We start from the raw sequence: 19,557 nt of genomic DNA, 5'->3' as shown, positions 1-19,557 counted from the left end.
CGCTCAAATACTTTGGAATGCGATTTAACCGATCGTCTTTTTGGCCCCGACCGATCGACGGCATCGCCCCACTCATGGCTCCGTCCGCAGTCCCTGTCAAGCGCCGGACGGCGTCGCAATCATCGGATGAAATGCGCGCCGCCCCGGATCGTTTACCCAGTTGCAATAATTATTCGCTGGAACGCGTATTTCCGACCGGTAACGCGATCGCTACGATGCAATCAACCGCTGAACGCAACAAGCGAAGCGCGAAATCAATGAAACCGGAGGTCATCATGAAGTCGTTCATCTACGCTGTCGTCGCCGCAACCGCCCTGTCCGCCTCGTACGGCGCATTTGCACAATCGAATCCGTCGGGCCAACTGACGCGTGCCCAGGTGCGCGCGGAACTCGTCCAGCTCGAACAGGCCGGCTACAAGCCCGAAGTCTCCGATCAGTATTACCCGCGCGCGCTGCAGACCGCCCAGGCCCGCGTGACGAACGCCGATGAAACCGGCTACGGCGCGCAAGCCTCCGCTGGCGTACGCGCCGGCCGCGCGATCGCAGTCAAGCAGGATGGCCGCGACTCCGTGTATTTCGGCCAGTAAGCCGGACACGCGACTGCGTATTCCGATACGCGCGCAGCAAACGAAACACCCCGCTCCCGTTCGTCGGGGCGGGGTGTTTGTTTTCCGGTCGTCCTCGCCCGGAACGGATTGCGCGCCTCGATCGATGCGATCTTGCGAGTCGCGTGCCGCGCGGCTCCGTTCACGACGGCAGCCGGTGTTTGCGCATAGAATGGCCGCGTGGTCGGTGCCGGCCGAAACGAACGCGAGCGGAACCACGACGCCCGGCTTGCCCGATCGTCGCCGCGCCCGCAGGCCGGCCCCGATGCCGCACTCATCGCATTTTTCGAAAAGGAGCGGTTTCATGTCTCAAACATCCGGTTCCATGATCACGTTTCGACGCCCGGACGGCCAGGAACTGCAGGGCTATCTCGCCACGCCGGCGAAGACCGAAGGCGCGCCCGCGGTCGTCGTCATCCAGGAATGGTGGGGGCTGAACGACCAGATCCGCGGCGTCGCGGATCGCCTCGCGCGCTGCGGCTACTTCGCGCTCGTGCCCGACCTGTATCGCGGCAAATCGACGGTCGAGGAAGAGGAAGCACACCACCTGATGACCGGGCTCGATTTCGGCGATGCGGCTTCGCAGGACATTCCGGGCGCCGTGACGCATCTGAAGACGCTTGCCTCGCGTGTCGCGGTGACGGGTTACTGCATGGGCGGCGCACTCACGCTGCTGTCGCTGCAGTTCGCCGATGCGGACGCGGGCGTCACGTGGTACGGCCTCCCGCCGCTCGACTACCTCGATCCGGCGAAGCTCAAGGTGCCGCTGATGGGCCACTGGGGCACGCAGGATGCGTTCTTTGCGATCGACCAGGTCGATGCGCTCGAGAAGAAGCTGACCGATGCGAAGGTCAATGTCGAATTCCATCGCTATCTCGCGCATCACGCATTCGCGAACGAAACGGCTGTCGGCCCCGGCCGCATCGCCGGCACGCAGTTCGATCCGGTGTGGTCGCAAATGGCTTGGGATCGCACGCTGACGTTCTTCGGCCGCACGCTTTGGGAAAAGCAGGGGTAACGTAACGCCGCTTCCGACGCGAGCGGCTACGTAGACTGCGGAAAAAGAAACGCCACGGATTTTCATCCGTGGCGTTTTCGTTTTCGCGTCGGGCAACTTCCGCGACCAGGGGTCATGGCTTGCCCCTGCCCTTGGTCTTGCTTACCCGGTCGTCGCCGTTGCCGACGCAGGTGCCGCAGCGGCCGGCAGCATCGTGATGCCCGCCCTCTCCGAGCAACGCTTCACGGCTGCGCCGGATACCGACATGCAAACGCCTGCACGACCGGCTCATGTCAATCGCAAAGCCGCGAGCCGCGTGGCGGGTGCTGAAAGCACGCAAAAGTATCGTCGAGACGTGCCCCGGGTCATCCAGGCCGCGATCGATCTCTCTGGAGACACACGAAGCGCACTCTTCCGGTATCGCAATGCACCCTTGCAGACGCTCGACTACAAGACCGCTGAACGGGCGGCCACGATGAAAATTGCGCTTGCCATATTCATACTCCCACCTCACAAGCACGCTATGATGTGATCCTAATCAATACGCCGCGCATTCGCCCAAGCGCCCCATCGCCGCATTTTCCGACGCGCCTTCTCATCCCGAGAGAACGAGAAAAATGGACCACGCACAGTACTTCAACCAAAGCTCGATTCAAGCCGCGAATCTTCGCCTGCACTATCTGTCGCAGTTGCTGCGTGAGCAGACTGGCTCGGTTGTCCAATACGGCATCCTTCGCGGGTATCCCGTCGGTGTCAGTCAATGGGCGGAGGTTGCGGTGGGCGGCTACCTGCTCGGCACCTACGAGATCGCCATTTGCGCGATTCTCGAGGCACTCGGATCTCCCGAAAAGGTGCTGGTCGACCTGGGCGCGGCCGACGGGATTTTCGGCATCGGCCTGGTCAGAAACAACGTCTTCGCGCGCAGCCTGTGTTTCGAGATGGACGAACAGCGCCGCCAGGCCATCCAGCATCGGGCAGCGGAAATGGGGCTGGCGGACCGGGTCGCCGTCTACGGCCAGGCCGATCGCAACCTGCCGGCGACCCTGGCGGAGCACGGCGGCACGCCGGCCGAGCGGGTCATCCTGTGCGATATCGAGGGCGCGGAGTTCGAGCTGTTCGACGATGCGCTGCTGGAACAGCTCTCTGGCAGCCACGTCATCATCGAAATTCACGATTTCCTGCTTTCCGACCCGGAGCAAGCCGCACGGGCGTTCGATGCGTTGTGCCAGCGCGCCGGCGAGCATTTCCACGTGTACGAGATTCGCGACGGGTTGCGCGACATTCGCAACATCCCGTTGCTTCGCCACTGGTCGGACTGGGACGCGTGGCTGATGTGCGTCGAGGCGCGTTACCGGATGATGCGATGGCTCTGGCTCGAGCCGAAAAGCCAGCCGCGACGCTCCAGCCACGACGTCGATCAACTGATCCTCGACTACCAGCGCCGGATTTTCGCCGTCTGACGCACGCGAACCGGCGCGCCATTCAAGCGCGTCGGATACCGGTGTGCAACGAGCCCGCCACTCCCGCGGTGCCAGAACCTCGGGAAGCGTGGGCAGGCAGAGCGTCGCGCACCTCAACCACGATTACGACGGTCGATATCCGACGCATCCGATCGCATCATGACTGGCCGGAAGCGATCGGGACAGCCCATGTAGTGAATCATGAAACTGTCCGCATCATAGAGAGACGGATGCGAGTTCAACGAGACGCAGTCCGAAAGCGGAATCGTTGCGTTTCCACCCGCGGCCTCCCACGTGGACACAAACGCCATCTGGTCTCCACCCGACGAGTAGACTCAAAGTTTATCGGGCACGGCATGCTGTCGATCCGGAACTCGTACGACAGGGCGGGTTTGGCATCTTCATCGCGTCATCCCAGCCGCCCCGTCACCGGATGTGCCATGCCCTTCGTTGCGACATCATGCGTCCGCCTCCCGCATCACGATATCCCATGCGGCATGACACGCCTGCCCGGGCAGCGAGCGCGCACTCAGCGCCACCCGATCGTTCTGCTTCACGTCGAACTTGAAACTGTGAGGCAGTGCCAGCGGCTGCACTTCGCCGTTGTGTTCGATCCAGGCGCACATGGCCGACGGCTGTCCGGTCAGATGCGACAGGCTGACGTCGATTTCCGCCCGCTCGCACGTCACCGCGAACTCGACCCGGTGGGGCGCCCACGCATTGAGTGAGCAGCCTTGCGGATTCCGGAACGAGACGCCTGCGGCGAGACGCGGCAGGTTCGGCAGCACGTCCTCGTGCGCGGCGACGAGCGCCAGCCCGATCGCGGCGAAACGCTCGACGTGCGGCGCATCGAGTGCGGCCGGTTGTTCGCGGGCGTCGGCTTCGAGCGCCAGCGCAAACACCTGCCCGAGTTCCATCGCGCGCTGCGCATCGCGGCTCAGATAGCGCCAGCGGTTCAGGTAACGGATGTCTCCCGTCATGTGCAGGCCGCGAATGCGCGCGCCGCGATGCTCGAGCACGACCTGCCCCGTATCGAGATCGTGACGCTCGTGAAGCCCCCACTTCGTGACGAAGTTCTGCTCGCAACCCACGAGCCGAACGTGACCGAGCCCGGCCCACAAATGCAGGAACGTCGTATCGAGCCCGTAGATCGCGGCAAAGTCCTGGCCGATCTTTCCCGCCTGTTCGTGAACGTGCTGCGCGAACCGCGCCCAGGCCACGCGGCCGCCCACGACGAGCCCCGCCTGCAGCGGATGCTTCAGCCGGTCGAGTACGTCCTGAATGCATTGGCGCTTCAACGCCTCCGTCCGCTCGCCGACGATCGGGCTCGTCACGAATTCGCAGAAGTGTGCGTCAGGCGCGACATGCAGGTGATCGTCGTCGGGGACGACATCGAAGATGTCGAAGTGCGGCCCGGGAAACCAGATGTCGGCATCGTAGAGTGCGAGCGTGCGCAGCTCGGGGCTCGTGTCGAAGACGGCGGCCGCCGAGATGTAGCGGTCGTAGGGCAACGCGCCCGCCCCGACCCCGGTGTAGACCTCGATACCGTTGTCCAGCAGCCGTTGCTGTTTGTCCGCGGACAGGCCGTAGCCGATGACGCCGATACGGCCCCGGTAGTCGGTCGCGCGCAGCGACACGATGAACGGGATGACCATCTCGTACCAGGCTTGCCTGTTGTCGTCGATCGCCAGGGCGACGAGGTGGCGACGATGCGGCTCGCGGTTGTCTGGTGTGCTCATAGGTGTGATCTGGCATCGAGCCATGGGTGCCGCGGGCTCCGCGTTGGTTTTTCGTCGCGAGAAGCGGGTGATTTGATTCACGTCGGTGCGCAATTTTCCGACTGCCCCTCGATAGAATCCTCGGAGGAAATGATTCGAAACCCCGCCCTACGTGCATTTCGGTTGGCGCAGCCTGGTTGATTGTAATGGAGTTCAAATGCACCCAGTGGGGTCGGTGGAACCGACCCCGAACCGGAATGAGTCGCGCTTGGAACTGGAGATTTACGGCCTGGTTGAATGATCAGGCGAGGCGGATTCCCTTGCATGACGGGCGAATTTGGCGGGCGTCATCCGCTGCAATGCGGCAGCGGCGACGACTCTCGTTTTTGAAGTCCAAGACGAGTGGCCATTTCCGACGACAGCTCGCGGCGTTATCCGGATCGCGTTCGGCACGCCGCCGCACTCATGGCAGTGGATTGCGCAAGGCAAGACACCGCTCGCGCACAAGGGCATGCTGCTGGCAGCGAAAATGATGGCCGCGAGCGCGAAGATCGGCGGTGCCTCACCGACGTCGCCGAAGTCGATCGATCCCGCGTTCAGTGCCTCGAGCTGCGGCGGCCCCGACGGAAACTCGGTCCACGTGACGGTCACGCCGAGAGTCGCAAGCTTGCTCTGCAGCGTACCGCGTGCCTTCAACAGGCTGAGCGGTCCTTTCCGATAGCCGATGCGCAACGTACGCGCGCCGGCGGTGCTCGCCAGCGCGAAGCCCGGATGCGCGGCGGCACCCGCCGCGATCGCCAGGCCGGCATGCAGGAGCCGGCGGCGGGTGGTGGAGTGTTGGTCTGCCATGTCGTATCGGGTTCGATGAAGAGGATGCAGCTTCGCGCACGCATGCGATGAAGCCGGTCGAACCGATTCTAGGGGGTTGGCGCCACACACCGAACCAACGATGTCCGAGAACGAAAGCAAGCGCTCTCATAAGGGCACGCCGGTCATCCGGGCGTCATTGCCCGGGTCGGTGGTGGGCATGCAGCCGATATCCACGCAAAACAGAGGACTACCCATTATTTTATCGTTTGATACGCTGCCTTGGGCTCACATGCCAAAGGTTCGACTTCAGGACTTGCAGGAAGCGGCCAACGCAGCTTCGTCGGCAGCCAGCAACTCCGGCACGCATTCGCGCAGGAAATCGACGAACGTGCGGATCTTCGCGTCGAGATACTGACGCGATGCGTACAGCGTATAGACCGTCAGCTTCTGCAACCGGTAGTCGGGCAGCACGCGCACCAGCGCGCCGCTCGCGAGCCCGGGCAGCGCGGCCGACATCGGCAGCGAACCGATGCCGAGTCCGGCACGCAGCGCGGCGCCGAGTGCATCGGCGATGTTCACCTGGAAATCCGGCAATGGCAGTTCGAACGTTTCTCGTCCGTTGGGGCCATCGAGATGCCAACGGTCGCGCGGAAAGAGCGGCGTGACGATCTGCAGGCACGCATGCCCGTCGAGGTCGCTCACCGTGTGCGGCGTGCCGCGCGCCTTCAGGTATGCGGGTGACGCGCACAGCACGCTGCCCACGTCGCCGAGCCGCTGCGACACGAGCCCGGAATCGGGCAACTCGGTCGTGCTCAACTGCAGCGATACGTCGTAGCCTTCGTCGATGATGTCTGGCACATGCTGCGACAACGTCAGTTCGACCGCAACCGACGGATAGCGCTCACGGTAGCGCACGACTGCGGGCACCACGTAGGACTGGCCAAAACTCGTCGTCGCGTGAACGTGCAGCCGTCCCGACGGCTTCGCCTGTGCGTCGGCCGCCTCGGCTTCCGCTTCGTCGATATAACCGAGGATGCGCTGGCAGCGGTCGAGATAGCGCTGCCCGGCGTCGGTCAGCGCGATGCGGCGCGTGCTGCGGTTGAGCAGGCGCGTGCGCAGGTGCGTTTCGAGCTGCGCGACCGACCGCGATGCGTAAGCCGTCGTGATGTCCAGGCGCTGGGCTGCGCTCGTGAAGCTGCCCTCTTCCGCCACCCGGACGAAAATGCGCATCATCTGTAACGTGTCCATCGACCTGTCCCCGGGATTGAGATCACGTCGCGCCACCGCGCGGCCATGGTGCCGGCAGCGCCGGCGCAGGCCGGTCTGGCGCGAATTGTGCGGAACAGTACAGCAGCCGTGCAGACGTGTCCAGTTCGCCGTATGCGGCGTGATCCGGACGCCGAATCGTGTCACCGAGTCGCCGTGCGCACGGGGTATGGACCGCACGCATACGCGCCCGTCGCACCGGCACACGACCGGCATCGGATCGGCAAAAAACTACCCGGCACCCCCGATGCCGCCGAGCGATTCACGGCATGTGCGACGTATCAGGCCCCGGCGACCGCATCGAACGGATTGCGCAACACGATCGTGTCGTCGCGTTCCGCGCCGGTCGTGATCATCGATACCGGTGCGCCGGCGACCGCTTCGACGCGCGCAATGAAATCCTGCGCGGCGCGCGGCAGCGCCGCACGTTCACGTACCCCCTTCACGGTGCCGCGCCAGCCGTCGAACCGCTCGTACACCGGCTTGGCGCGCGACTGTGCATCGAGGCTCGTGGGCAGATGATCGACTCGCACGCCATCGAGTTCGTAGCCGACGCACAGCTCGATCGACTCGAAACCGTCGAGCACGTCGAGCTTGGTGAGCGCCAGCGAATCGATGCCGGAGATCCTGACGGCCTGACGCAATTGCGCGGCATCGAGCCATCCGCAGCGGCGCGGCCGGCCGGTATTCACGCCGAACTCCTTCCCCCGCGCACGCAGTGTTTCGCCGGTCGCGTCGGACAGCTCGGTGAGGAACGGGCCGCCGCCGACCCGCGTCGCATACGCCTTCGCGACGCCCAGCACGTGGCCGAGCTTCGACGCACCGAGCCCTGTCCCGGCCGCCGCCGCCGAGGCAACGGTGCCGGACGACGTCACGAACGGGTACGTGCCCCAGTCGATATCCAGCATCACGGCTTGAGACCCTTCGAACAGGATGCGCTCGCCGCGGTCGGTCGCGTCGTTGAGATCGGCCCAGACGGGGCGCACGAACGGCAGGATCCGCGGCGCAAGGTCGACCAGCGTCGCCAGCATCGCATCGCGGGAATACTCGTCGAGCCCCAGGCCGCGGAACCACGCGTTGTGATGGTCGACGAGCACATCCAGTTTGGCGGCGAGCTGGCCCGGTTCCGCGAGATCGCCGACGCGCAGCCCGCGACGCCCGACCTTGTCCTCGTAGGCCGGTCCGATCCCGCGCAGCGTGGTGCCGATCGGCTCACGGCGCAGACGCTCCTGAGCCTGGTCGATCGCGCGGTGGATCGGCAGCACCAGCGTCGCGTTCTCGGCGATCGACAGGTTGTCCGGCGTCACCGACAGCCCAAGCTCGGCCATCCGCCCGATTTCCGCGAGCAGCGCTTCCGGATCGAGCGCGACGCCGTTGCCGATCACGCCGCGCTTGCCGCGCACGACACCGCTTGGCAGCAGCGCAAGCTTGTACGTCTTGCCGCCCACGACCAGCGTATGACCCGCGTTGTGGCCGCCGTTGCAGCGTGCAACGAGATCGGCCTTTGCCGCCAGCCAGTCCACGACGCGCCCCTTACCTTCGTCGCCCCATTGGGCGCCCACGACCACCACGTTCGGCATGCTCCGCACTCCATGTGAGAAATTCAGACAATCGTTCGGCCGAGCCGGCCGTTTGTGTGCCATATTGGCGAAGCTTGAGCACCCGATCAAACGATTAAACCTGAACCATCGTGTGAGTAAATATCACACGAACGATGCAATGGCCCGACGACTCCCCCCGCTGAATTCGCTGCGTGCGTTCGAAGCCGCCGCGCGCCTCGGCAGCTTCACGCTGGCCGCGGACGAACTATGCGTGACCCACGGCGCGATCAGCCGGCACGTGCAACAGCTGGAAGCCTGGCTCGGGCGGCCGCTGTTCGAACGCCATAACCGGCGGGTCGAGCTGACCGACTCGGGCCGCGCGTATCTCGCCGAGGTCGGCGCGTCGTTCGACCGAATCGCGCTCGCCACCGCACAGCATTTCGGCCACGCGCAGCAGCGCGTGTTGCGCGTTAGCGCACCCGCGACGTTTTCGTTGCGCTGGCTGGTGCCGAAGCTGTCGTCGTTCCAGGTCGCGCATCCGGCCATCGAGGTGCGGCTGTCGACGTCGAACGAGCCGATCGACAAACTGCGCGACAAGGTCGATCTGATCGTTCGCGGCGGCCCGCAGGCCATCGACGGTTACGTTGCCGAGGAATTCCTGTCCGAAGTCCGGCTGCCGGTGTGTGCGCCGAAGCTGCTGGAGGGCCGGCCGTTGCATACGCCTGCCGATCTGGCCGGCTTCACGCTGCTGCACGCTGCCACCTATCCCGGCATGTGGCCTGAATGGCTCGCGGCAGCCGGACAGCCGAATCTCGTGCCACGCCACTCGCTCACGCTCGAGCATTTCTACCTGACGCTGCAAGGCGCGCTCGACGGGCTCGGCGTCGCGATGGGACCGATCGCGCTCGTCGCGGACGACATCGCAGAAGGTCGGCTGGTGCAGCCGTTCAGCGAACCGGCACTGCCTCCGTGGCGCTATTTCACGTACGTGGCCTCGGCACGCGCGAACGACGAAGCGGTGCGAGCATTCAAGGATTGGTTGAAGGTGGCGGGAAATACGGCCGCGCCGGGCGTGCGGAACTGACTGCGTGATGTGCGGTTCGCACGCGCCACGACAGACAGGAATGCGAAACAAATAACGCAAGCGCCTGGATCGCGTTTGCCTTCTCGATGCCGGGAATGCTGTATTCGATGTGCGCCGCGGAGCCGCGACGCACGCGGCAAGCCGCGGATCGAACCGTGGCTTGCCGCCGAACGGCGCTTACTGGCTAGCGCCGGCGGCTTTCTTCTCCGCGTTCTGCAGGTTTTGCGGATAGTTCGGATCATTGGCCGCGGGCTTGTAACCGGCGTCTTCGAGTTTCTTCAGCTCGGCGTTGTTCTTCGCACGCGCTGCCTTGTGCTCTGCCTTGCGTTGGGCCCGGGCCGCCTTGCGTGCCTGGCTCTTCGCCGCTTTCGCGTCCTGTGCCGCGGGTGCGCTGGCGTCGGTCTGCGCAAACGCAGGAACTGCCGAGCCGAACAGGAACGCGGCTGCGGTAGCAGCCAGCGTGAGTTTTCTGATCTGGATTTGCATCGCTGAACTCTCTTTTCTGGTTTATCACGGATTGAAAGACCATCGAGATACCGCCCCAGCCCCGATCGGTTGTCATGCCGCGTTCGGGACCTGTGCATCATAACCGCGCAGCGAAAAATGTGGCGCCAACGTGGGAATGGAATTGGGGATACACGTATGGGAGAAAACGTGGATGCCGGTCGACGGTCACGGACAGGACGAACTGTGTCGCTCGTATCGATGTGTGTGCCGACCGCGCTGCGGCGGCGACAGGAAGCAGTCGGTGTACCCGCGATTCAGCGCGGAGGATCGGCGACGTACGCGCGGCACAGTGCGAAGTGAGTTACCCGGGACTGTTTCACAAGTGGTGTTGTCGGCGTGCCCATGCCTGATGTGACTGTGATCAGACCATTCGCGATCGCGGCATCAGCAGTCGAACTGTGTGCCGCGTGGCCAGTCGACACGGCTCAAGCGGCGGTTCCTCCCATAAACGACCACGATTCGGTTTTGCAGCGATCAACGCATGCACGATTGCATCACCACGGCGCGCAGCATCCGATCCGGCAACCAATCGCCGCCCTGTGATGCCGAGCGTTACCTGAGCCGGTACAACGCGTCACCGCGTGGTCCTGTGGTCCGTATGACGAATGGTGTGAACACATTGCGTGCGGTGAAGACATCGGCTGGATTCACTTCACGGCTGCGCCGACGGTGCCGCACCGATGTCGCCGCGCTCGTCTGGCGCCCGTGGCACGCTGGGTTGCGATGTCGCGGCCACGCTTGTGAGTCGTCCGATTCTCCTCAGGAACGCATCGCGCAACGTGTGCGAGTCACAGGCTTTTCAGTCCGCGGCTTGGGCTGTCCGGCATCCGGGCGGGTGTCCGTGCCTGCACAGCATGCCGATTCCCTGGGGCCTCCTCTGGTTGGTGAGCTTTTACAGGATTCGAAACGGTCGAAAGGTGAGCATGTTCGGGATCGTTGCTCGAATTCGATTGTGGTGAGCTGCGTGGTCGCCCGCATCTTCACGTTGGTTCGCGACGTGCCGTAGATCGACCCAGGAGCCGGCGGTGCGTGCCGACAGCGCGACCCACCCCGTTCATCTGCGGGAAGCCGTTCGAGAGCCTCTCCCTGTGAGCGTGGCGCACAGCATCGAAATTGGGTTGATGGCGCCAAAGGTAGAAAGTTGGAAGACTCCCGAGGCGGCCAAGCGAACGACACCTATTTCCTCGGCACACAGTCCACAGGCTAAATTTGACGAGAGACGCGCGCGCACGAACGGAAAAACTTGTCCATGGACAGCGAAGCATGAGTGCAAAAAACCCTTCGGCTATCGTCCCGGATGATTTCAAACTGCTGTGAACGAAACCAGAGAGATTCGTGTTTTCGGATCGTAGATCTGCTTTGCGGGTCGACAACGGGCGCCCTGGAGGTCACGGAGCCGCTTTTTTGATCCCATAAATGGGAACCTGTGCCCGGTAACGGGGCTTTCTTGCCGTTTTTCTCCCATAGGTTTCTACGTTTCAGGCTCATGTGAGTGTGTACTCACCTCTTGCGGGAGCCTTGTCGGGCCTGAAGACTGTGTAGAACAGGGCGCCAAGTCATTGTTTCCAGGTGTGAATCGAAGGTTTGAGATGCCAGGGACACCATAGACGGCTCCCATTGGTAGCGGTTTATGGGGTTCGTCTTTCTGTGGAAGCGCACGTGTGTTTACATCTTTTGTAAACCACGTTTACTTCTTTAATTACTTTTAGACGGCTCACAGCCTTATCTGACAAGGGTTTGAGGGGTGTTCGGTACCCATTTATGGGAGCACAGGTGTAAGGGCTTGGGAGTTAAGGTCTGTGGATTTGGGGATTCGGGTACCGCGTTGTGGGGAATCGGGGTTGTGGATATGGGGCAAGCGTACCCGGTTATGGGAAATCGGCCCGGAAACGCGTTGGGTAGTCGTCTATGGGGATGCCGGTGGGTAGCCTTTTATGGGGCGTCTTTGGGGATCAGTGAACGCCGGGTCGCACAGTGATTTTTCTTGGGTAGCCGGTTATGGGGCACCTCAAAGGTAGCCAGTTATGGGTGACGTTTGAGGCAGCTCGATTGCCTTTCTCCAGGATTTCCTGTGGTGGTCTCCCATAGACAGGATCGATGGGACCAAAAGGTAACCTTTTATGGGGAAAACAATGGGTTGCCGTTTATGGGAGCGATGGTTGCCTTCCGGGCTGAAATCAGCGCAGCCAACGCGGCCGGAACCTGTCGTAAGGTACCCTCCTGTGGGAATCGGCGAAGGTAGCAGGTTATGGGAAGAAAGTCGGTCTGTGCTGCAGGGCACCACGAATTTGCCCAACGATCCCGATTCTCTGCATTTGCTCCCCATGGATGGTTACCTTGCCAAGGGCAAATCTCGTGCCGGGTTTCCACGTCCCGACATGAAAGGTAGCGGCTTGTGGGAAGCATTTTTGTCGAAAGGTAGCTGGATATGGGGTTCCGCAGTGATCTCATGATTGTAAATTTTCCTTTTATATCTGCGGGTTAGCGGAGATAGTGCAAGTAAAGCGGGAACAAGGACGTTGCTCCGCGGCGCGAAAAGGTATAAAGTCCGCTCTCAACAAGGTCACCTTATCCGGACATTACGATGCCGCGCAAGCCCGCAAGCAAAGGCTCAGACAAACAGGTTTCACTGTTTCAGACACCCGAGCCTCCCGACTTGCTGCGCAAGGCGGTCCAGGCGATTCATATCGCGCCCAAGTCCGGAAAGATCGGTCTGCAGCAGCGCAAGATGTTCAGTTCGCTGATCAAGAACGCGCTTCGACAGGAGGCGTTCGAGCCAGGCCGGACGAGCTTCTCGATCTCGCTTGCGTCGCTTTCGCACGAGAGCGGGTTGAACAGCAACAATACGAAGTACGTGAAGGACACGGTCAACTCGCTGATCAGTACCGTCGTCAACTGGGACTATCTGGCTGCGGATCGGTCGACCGTCTGGAAGGCGTCGGGCCTGCTTGCCGGCGCGGAGCTCGAGCAATCGGTGCTGAAGTACAGCTTCTCCGACCAGATTCGCAGCGAGTTGCTCAACCCCGAGATCTACGCACTGATCGATATGCGGATCGCCCGCGAGTTCCGGCGGTCGCACTCGCTCGCGTTATGGGAAAACACGGTGCGCTACGAGGGGATCGGCATCACCGCGAAGATCCCGCTGCCGAAATTTCGTGACCTCATTCTCGGCCAGGACAAGGCGTCGCAGTCGTACAAGGAATACAAGCTGTTCAAGAGCAAGGTCCTGGTGCCGTGCATTCAGGAGGTGAACGAAGTTTCGGATCACACGCTCGAGTTGATCGAACACAAGTCCGGCCGGAGCGTGGAGGCGGTTCAGTTCAAGGTGACGCGCAAGCAGAGCACCGATACGGTGGAGGATGGCGACGTCAAGAACGAAGCGCTGGTCGAAGAGGTCGCCAAGTTCGGCATCCCGCGCTCGGAAGCGCGCCGGCTGATCACGCAATATGGCGTGCAGCGCATCAAGGCGGCAATTGCCTATACGCTCAATCGGACTACGAAGAAGAATGCGGCCCCGGTCGACAATGTGGCCGCGTATTTCCGCAAGGCGCTGACGCACGGCTACACGCTGTCCGATGGGCAGGGAACGGAAGCGGCGGCTCCGGCGAAGGAATCCGCGCAGAGCAAGCAGGAACAGATTCGCGACAAATATCTGGCGGCGAAGGTCGAGGAAGCCGGCGCGTATTTCCGCGAGCTGGAGATCGACGACCAGACCAAGCTGATCGAGCGTTACAACGAGACGGTGGCAGGCTCGAAGGACCTGACGCTGTCGCCGAAGAAGAAGGCGAGCAAGCTCGCGCAGACCAGCTTCTTCCGATGGCTCGCGCTGGATACGTGGGGCGAACCGACCTCGGACGACTTGCTGGAATTCCTGCTGAAAAGCAGTCTCGCCGGCAACTGAACCAGGCCTCGCAGACGGATGTATGTCGCGCGCCGGACGTCGTCGTCCGGCTTCGCGGTGCAACGCGGATGCGGGGCCTTCTGCTTTTCGCGCGTTACTGTTGCGTGGCCGTTGCCAGTTCGGCAACGTACGCATCGATGACGGTCTTGAGCTTGTCGGCGAGCGCTTCCTGATGCGATGCGTCGACGCCCTTGAGCTGCAGATCCAGACGTCCGTCCGGATAGGTTTTCAACTGGCCGATCGCTCGCGATTCGAGCGCGAAGTCATGGCGAACGCTGTAACGCGTACGTCCCGCTTTCTTGCTGCCGTCGCTTTGTGCGCGCAGGAAATTCTCCAGATCACGAACCGACTTTTTCCGGTCGATCACGGCCGTCAACAGCCGGTCGGCAGTCGGCTCGCCCAGGCGTTCGAAGATCAGCTTCAGGAAGTACGCCGCCTGCAGGCCGACCACGTCGTTCGCGCTCGCCATCCGTTCCAGGAGTGTGTTCGGGAGTGCGTTGAGCGACAGCGTCTTGCTGATCGATGCCTTGTCCTTGCCGATCTTTTCCGCCAGCGTGTTCTGGTCGGAAAAGACTTTCTCGTCGAGGAGACGCTTCCACGCGACCGCATCGTCGAAGATCGTCTGGCGTTCGTGGTCGTGGTTCGCGCGATACGCGATCGTGTAGAGCTGCTCAGGCGTGTGATCCGTGCGGAACGTGGCGTTGATGGTTTCATCGCCGTTGATGCTCGTCGCGCGGAGCCGGCGTTGCCCGTCGATCACCACGAGCTTGCCGGGAAACTCCGGGAGCCGCGTAACCTTGATCGGCTCGATCTGCCCTTCCCGTTTCAGCGTCAGGGCGAGCTCGTGCAGGCTCGACTCCGAGTAGAACACGCGCGGGTTGAACGGGTTCGGAATGCAATCCTTGACCAATACCTTCTGAGGCGCGCCAAGATCAGGTGCGCTGGCCGGTGTGGCTGCGGCCGGCGCGCCGGCGGGCGCTGTTTCGCCGCCGACGTTCGGTGCAGCCGCCGGTTCGGGCAGCCGCGTTTCGAGTGCCGCATTCTCCTGCGCGAGTCCGCGCAACAGGCCAGCTGCGAGATGCAGGTTGCCGGTCGGCTTCTTGTCTTTTGATGTGTCCTTAGCCATGGGCGGCTCCGGTAGCGCGCGTCGACGCGATGTATTGGGCCATTTCCGTGACCAGCTTTTCGATTTCCGCACGGGCTTCTTTCAGGCCCTTCAGATAGCGATTGTGGTGATGGATCGTGGTGCCGAGTGCAAACGTCTGACGGTAGACCTCGCGCTGCGCGATCTGGCTGTCGAGCAGATGCTCCCCTATTTCTTCAGCTCTTAGAATTTTTAAAATTTCTTCACGCATTTTAGTTTTTCCATTAACACTATTCAGCATTAATGCGGAAGAAAGATTCGGGTTACGGACGGACCGCATCGACTCGATCATGCGGATCATGGCAACCGTGCTGTAGAGATCGGCTGGCGATGGTGACAGCGGCACGAGGCAAAAGTCGGCGACTTCGAGTACGGAGGCGATTCGCGGGTCTTCGAGGTTGCCAGGACAGTCGACCACGATCACGTCGAAGTTCGCGTCCTGTTTCTTGATCTCGCCGCCGATGCCGCGACCGGCAGGGGCCAGAGAGAGAACCGTCATCGGCAGCGTGTTCTCGCCACTCGTCACCCACCGGACGGACGTGCCTTGAGGGTCGGCATCGATCAGCGCGACCTTGTTGCCGCCGGCTTCGAATGCAGCGGCGATATTGACGGAGATGGTTGTCTTTCCAGTCCCACCTTTTTGATTACTGACGGCGATCTTGAAAGCCATTAAATTCCTCCACGGAGTTTTGCGTAATATATGCAGTTATTGCCAGAATGTCCAGAAAAGCCTTCGATGCGATGTATGCCTTAAGGGGCGATGTGTTTGTCACGTGACAAGTGGGCCGAATGGCTAATGAGTCAGTCGTGATTGATGGTCGAATAAAAATAAAATTGACGACCGAGATCGAAAGGTACGCACGTAGATCGAGAAAAATCGATGGATCTCAATATCGATGGCTGCGTTGGCAATGGAGATGAAGGCCGGGCGCTTGACGTCGCGGTGTTCGCGGTAAAAATCACTACGGTTTCCGCTAGTCAGTTGATGGGCGTCGCAAGGAAACTAGGTTGTCACGTGACAAATAACGGGGGTTTGCTCCTTCTCGACGTAGTCCGTTGCCAGGAAATCTCTCCTTCGGTTGCACTTAAACCTATGGCGTGATCATTCGACGCTCGAGATCTGGCTTTTGGTTTTGGCATGGCCGCTTCTGGCTCGATAAGTTGTCACGTGGCAATCGGTGCGGTGCGGTGCGGTGCGGTGCGGTGCGGTGCGGTGCGGTGCGGTGCGGTGCGGTGCGGTGCGGCAGGTCGCGTCGGTGCCGAATTGCTCCCCAGGACGAGTTGTGATTGGACTTCATAGAGCATGAGCGCATGGATCGCCAAAGAAGAGATTCGCATCGCGATCTCGTCGAGACTTGCAGTTTCCAGGGTGAACTGGCTGGGGCGTTGTCACGTGACAACTGAAGTGTTGTATCGGGGAGGTTGCGTGTCGAAGCGGCGGGTTGCGCCGCGTGTCGGGGTCGCCTATGTCGAAAAGCCTTAGTCACGAGTTGGTCTGCAGGCACGAGCTACATCGCTGACTATCTGCAATCGCGTACCAGAAGAGGGCGCTGGTCAGCTTGCTAGGTCGCGCCCACGAGTGAGTGCAATTGACGCCATTGATATGGCCCTATTTTCTGAGGCGGTCAGACCACTATTGCGCGTGCGTTGTCCGGAAGGGGAGGGTGCGGGCTGCCGCGCGTACCCATGAGTTACATAACCAGTACAGTCGAGAGCTTCTGCTCGGCAGCTATGCAAACGAGGCTCCGATTTGCGGCGAACCGCAGTGTTGATGGCCACCTAACAACTCAAACGGACCGGATCGTGAAACATTTCCGAGAAATTCGGTGATCGCGGAAATCCTTATCTGGCAATGGGTTGCGCTATATTCTTCATGTTGTTTCACGCCAAATCGGCAAGATCAGCCTCGTAAATAGGGGCGTATGGTCATTTCGCATTGTTCGAGCCAGAGCCGGCGTGAATGTGGGTCAATATGTAGTTAATGATACGTAAAATGTTGTATTTAAAACGTCTTCGGTCGAATTGATGCCGAGATAAATCGAACTGAGGCGAATCGGATGCATCTGGACAAGGCATCGAGCGCTTTCTTAGGCGCCTACGCGGATTTATCTGCGAGTTGTCACGTGACAACGCACTCTCTCACCCCGCAAATCGATGGTTCGCAGCGTGGCGCGAGACTCCCAGCACTGCAGCGTTTGTGGACGAGCGTCCGGAGGGTGCTAAGACGACTTGGTTGCGGAGACGGCATAGTCCTCATCAATTCATGAGCTCGATATGAGATGACTTGCCTCTAGCCGATGAACTCATGCGATCTCGGATACAGGTCCGACGCCGCGAGGTGCCCACGCACCGTTCGATACTTAATTTGAATTCGCGGTGGGCTGCCGAGCAATCAACCGGGAGATAGCAACAAGCGCGTATCTCGCTGAGCTCGTCTGGCTCAAGTAGGTCGCCCCTTCACGCGTGAAGGGGCGACCCAAGCATTCCGCGGATACCTGCGCCGCCAGATCGTCGATCCGAAGCGACTCGTCGTAATGGGTCCGCAACCACTGGATCGCGCGCGACACGCGGTTGCCCTGACTGCGGCGGGCGCAATCTGACGCAGGCGGGCACCCTGGTCGCTGGTCAACAACCGGTAATAGATTTCCCGCTCGACGTACAGTGCGAGAACTGCGATGGCGTTCGGATTATCCAGCAACGCCAGCAAGCGATTCACCGCGTCGTAGAGCGGTTCGTTCATATCGCCGACGACGAGGCCGCGGCCTGCCGGGGCTTCCTCGTGATCCGCTGCGACCTGCGCCATCAATTCAGCCATGACGAGAAAATCAAGCTTGAGCCCGATTCCGAGAAATGGCCTTTCGCGGCTGGCTTCGATGACCTGTGTCGAACCCGGCAAGTCGAGGGACGTGATCAGAAAGCGGTTGGCGTCGCAGAGATACAGATCGCCGCTCTGAATGAGCCGCTTCGTGCCCTGGACGACGAGACCGAAGCTCGGCTCGACCATGCAGTCCATCGGTTGCGTTGTCGTCTCCCGTCGATGGAAGCTCAGGTTCGGAATGGCGTGGTGAGGTGATCGAAGTATTCCGTCCATCTCGCGACACGCTCTGCGAGCATCTGCCGCAGGTCGCTCTCCCGGCTATGGCTCGTCGATCGGGGGGCAACTGGGTTGAATGCGGCGATGGTGGCGTTGTCGACGGGGTGGCCGGGAGCGTATCGGACGGGCGCCGGATGCATGACTTCTCTAATCAGGTAATCGGATCTACAGACAGCCCGTCGACGTGCGGGTACGCCGGCAACGCGCCTGCCGGAGCCGCGGCCTTGCCGCGCCGCGCTCCGGGGAAAAATGTACAACGATCGGCGGTTTTTACTTCGTGGCCTGCGACGCGCAAAGCGTCCAGCGGCGCGATTTCGTGGCAACGGACGTCACGCGCTCGTCGACCGTGCGCCACCACCGCTCGCCGCGATGCGGTTCGTCGAGTGCGAGGCGCTCCCCCATCCTGGGCGTCGACAGATCGACGCCTCGCACGATCGCCAGTGCCGTGACACGCTCGAACGGTTCCTGCCAGCGATGCATCGCGAGATCGAACGTGCCGTTGTGAATCGGGACCAGCCAGCGTCCGCGCAAATCGATGTGCGCCTGTACGGTCTCTTCCGGCTGCATGTGCACATACGGCCATTGCGCGTCGTATGCGCCTGTTTCGATCAGCGTGACATCGAACGGCCCGAGGCGCTCGCCGATCGTCCGGAAGCCGTCGAAGTAGCCGGTGTCACCGCTGAAGAACACGCGCAAGTCGTCGTCGACGATGACCCAGGACGCCCACAACGTACTGTTGCCGTCGAACAGGCTGCGCCCGGAAAAGTGCTGGGCAGGTGTCGCGGTCAACGTCAGGCCGGCCACGTCGACGCTTTGCCACCAGTCGAGCTGGCGGACTTTCTTCGCGTCGATGCCCCATTCGATCAGGCGGTCGCCGACCCCCAGCGTCGTCACGAACACACCGGTGGTGGCCGCAAGCGCGAGCACCGTGTCGCGGTCGAGATGATCGTAGTGATCGTGCGACAAGATCACGCCGCGCAGCGGCGGGAGATCTTCAAGCGCGATCGGCGGCGCATGGAAACGCTTCGGGCCGACGCGCCGAAACGGAGACGCGCGCTCGGCAAACACGGGATCGGTCAGCCAGAATTCGCCGCGCAGCTTGAGCAGCAGCGTCGAATGGCCAAGACGGTACAGGCTGCGATCGGGCGCCGCGTCGAGCGCGGCGCGCGTCAACGAATCGACGGGTAGCAGCCCGGCGGGCACGGTATTGCGCGGCTTGTTGAACAACATGTTCCAGGCGATCCCGAGCGCTTTGCCCAATCCCTCGACCGGGCGAGGGGCGACATTGCTGAAGCGCTCGCCATCGTGCTGCGGCGAGCCGCCGGACAGCGCGCGGCCGCGCCGGGCGGCCGCAAAACCCAGAATGCGATGAATCAAAACGAGAGGCGATGCCATGTCGGTTCGTCCGGAAGATAAAGTACACTAAACAG

General features: G+C 61.8%; 15 protein-coding genes and 1 pseudogene. 7 read left to right on the top strand and 9 right to left on the bottom strand.

What is annotated here, in order from left to right; all coding sequences use genetic code 11:
• Nucleotides 1-275: 275 nt before the first annotated feature.
• From G3N96_RS16405 to G3N96_RS16390, 4 genes are all read left to right on the top strand, one after another.
• The gene (locus G3N96_RS16405) at nucleotides 276-587 is read left to right on the top strand and encodes a DUF4148 domain-containing protein (RefSeq protein WP_222153302.1); all 312 of its coding nucleotides are present in this window, start codon (nucleotides 276-278) and stop codon (nucleotides 585-587) included.
• Nucleotides 588-909: 322 nt separating this feature from the next.
• Nucleotides 910-1,623, top strand: a complete 714-nt coding sequence (locus tag G3N96_RS16400) for a dienelactone hydrolase family protein (protein ID WP_089430049.1) — start codon at nucleotides 910-912, stop codon at nucleotides 1,621-1,623.
• 196 nt (nucleotides 1,624-1,819) lie between these two features.
• Entirely contained in the window at nucleotides 1,820-2,134 is a 315-nt protein-coding gene (locus G3N96_RS16395; protein WP_124578666.1) for a hypothetical protein, read from the top strand.
• 85 nt (nucleotides 2,135-2,219) lie between these two features.
• Complete coding sequence (locus G3N96_RS16390; RefSeq protein WP_206137833.1) at nucleotides 2,220-3,062, top strand: hypothetical protein; 843 nt, start codon at nucleotides 2,220-2,222, stop codon at nucleotides 3,060-3,062.
• Between the two features lie 458 nt (nucleotides 3,063-3,520).
• On the opposite strand, the gene G3N96_RS16385 is transcribed toward G3N96_RS16390, so the two are convergent.
• The 4 genes and pseudogenes from G3N96_RS16385 to G3N96_RS16370 all read right to left on the bottom strand — a co-directional run bounded on the left by G3N96_RS16385 (nucleotide 3,521) and on the right by G3N96_RS16370 (nucleotide 8,436).
• Complete coding sequence (locus G3N96_RS16385) at nucleotides 3,521-4,801, bottom strand: hypothetical protein (RefSeq protein WP_206137832.1); 1,281 nt, start codon at nucleotides 4,799-4,801, stop codon at nucleotides 3,521-3,523.
• A 513-nt stretch (nucleotides 4,802-5,314) separates the two neighbouring features.
• Nucleotides 5,315-5,629 (bottom strand): annotated as a pseudogene (locus G3N96_RS16380) (sulfonate ABC transporter substrate-binding protein); the annotation flags it as partial.
• A 267-nt stretch (nucleotides 5,630-5,896) separates the two neighbouring features.
• On the bottom strand, nucleotides 5,897-6,838 hold the full coding sequence (locus G3N96_RS16375; protein ID WP_206137831.1) for a LysR family transcriptional regulator: 942 nt from the start codon (nucleotides 6,836-6,838) through the stop codon (nucleotides 5,897-5,899).
• A gap of 299 nt (nucleotides 6,839-7,137) precedes the next feature.
• Nucleotides 7,138-8,436: an adenylosuccinate synthase gene (locus tag G3N96_RS16370; RefSeq protein ID WP_206137830.1), complete on the bottom strand. Its 1,299-nt coding sequence runs from the start codon at nucleotides 8,434-8,436 to the stop codon at nucleotides 7,138-7,140.
• A 139-nt stretch (nucleotides 8,437-8,575) separates the two neighbouring features.
• On the opposite strand from G3N96_RS16370, the gene gcvA reads away from it, so the two are divergent.
• Nucleotides 8,576-9,481, top strand: a complete 906-nt coding sequence (gene gcvA / locus G3N96_RS16365) for a transcriptional regulator GcvA (protein WP_089476471.1) — start codon at nucleotides 8,576-8,578, stop codon at nucleotides 9,479-9,481.
• A 177-nt stretch (nucleotides 9,482-9,658) separates the two neighbouring features.
• On the opposite strand, the gene G3N96_RS16360 is transcribed toward gcvA, so the two are convergent.
• Entirely contained in the window at nucleotides 9,659-9,967 is a 309-nt protein-coding gene (locus G3N96_RS16360) for a hypothetical protein (RefSeq protein ID WP_046547226.1), read from the bottom strand.
• 2,605 nt (nucleotides 9,968-12,572) lie between these two features.
• Here G3N96_RS16360 and G3N96_RS16355 point away from each other — a divergent pair.
• On the top strand, nucleotides 12,573-13,889 hold the full coding sequence (locus G3N96_RS16355) for a replication initiation protein (protein WP_039369202.1): 1,317 nt from the start codon (nucleotides 12,573-12,575) through the stop codon (nucleotides 13,887-13,889).
• A 94-nt stretch (nucleotides 13,890-13,983) separates the two neighbouring features.
• On the opposite strand, the gene G3N96_RS16350 is transcribed toward G3N96_RS16355, so the two are convergent.
• Complete coding sequence (locus G3N96_RS16350) at nucleotides 13,984-15,015, bottom strand: ParB/RepB/Spo0J family partition protein (RefSeq protein ID WP_124578680.1); 1,032 nt, start codon at nucleotides 15,013-15,015, stop codon at nucleotides 13,984-13,986.
• Nucleotides 15,008-15,703, bottom strand: a complete 696-nt coding sequence (locus G3N96_RS16345) for a ParA family protein (RefSeq protein ID WP_011350423.1) — start codon at nucleotides 15,701-15,703, stop codon at nucleotides 15,008-15,010. Before G3N96_RS16345 ends, G3N96_RS16350 begins: the two co-directional genes overlap by 8 nt.
• Before the next feature lie 210 nt (nucleotides 15,704-15,913).
• On the opposite strand from G3N96_RS16345, the gene G3N96_RS16340 reads away from it, so the two are divergent.
• Nucleotides 15,914-16,135, top strand: coding sequence for a hypothetical protein (locus tag G3N96_RS16340; RefSeq protein ID WP_206137829.1), 222 nt, complete (start codon nucleotides 15,914-15,916; stop codon nucleotides 16,133-16,135).
• 1,338 nt (nucleotides 16,136-17,473) lie between these two features.
• Here the strand turns inward: G3N96_RS16340 and G3N96_RS16335 are convergent.
• Both G3N96_RS16335 and G3N96_RS16330 read right to left on the bottom strand, forming a co-directional pair.
• Nucleotides 17,474-18,046: an AraC family transcriptional regulator gene (locus G3N96_RS16335; protein ID WP_241022670.1), complete on the bottom strand. Its 573-nt coding sequence runs from the start codon at nucleotides 18,044-18,046 to the stop codon at nucleotides 17,474-17,476.
• A gap of 351 nt (nucleotides 18,047-18,397) precedes the next feature.
• A complete protein-coding gene (locus tag G3N96_RS16330; protein WP_206137828.1) occupies nucleotides 18,398-19,522 on the bottom strand; it encodes an MBL fold metallo-hydrolase in 1,125 nt (374 codons plus the stop codon).
• Between the last annotated feature and the right edge of the window lie 35 nt (nucleotides 19,523-19,557).

This window comes from Burkholderia sp. Se-20373 (assembly GCF_017104705.1).
In the GTDB taxonomy this organism is placed as follows: Bacteria; Pseudomonadota; Gammaproteobacteria; order Burkholderiales; family Burkholderiaceae; genus Burkholderia.
Note: the sequence above shows the minus strand (reverse complement) of the source record. Positions and strands in the feature narration are given on the sequence as shown.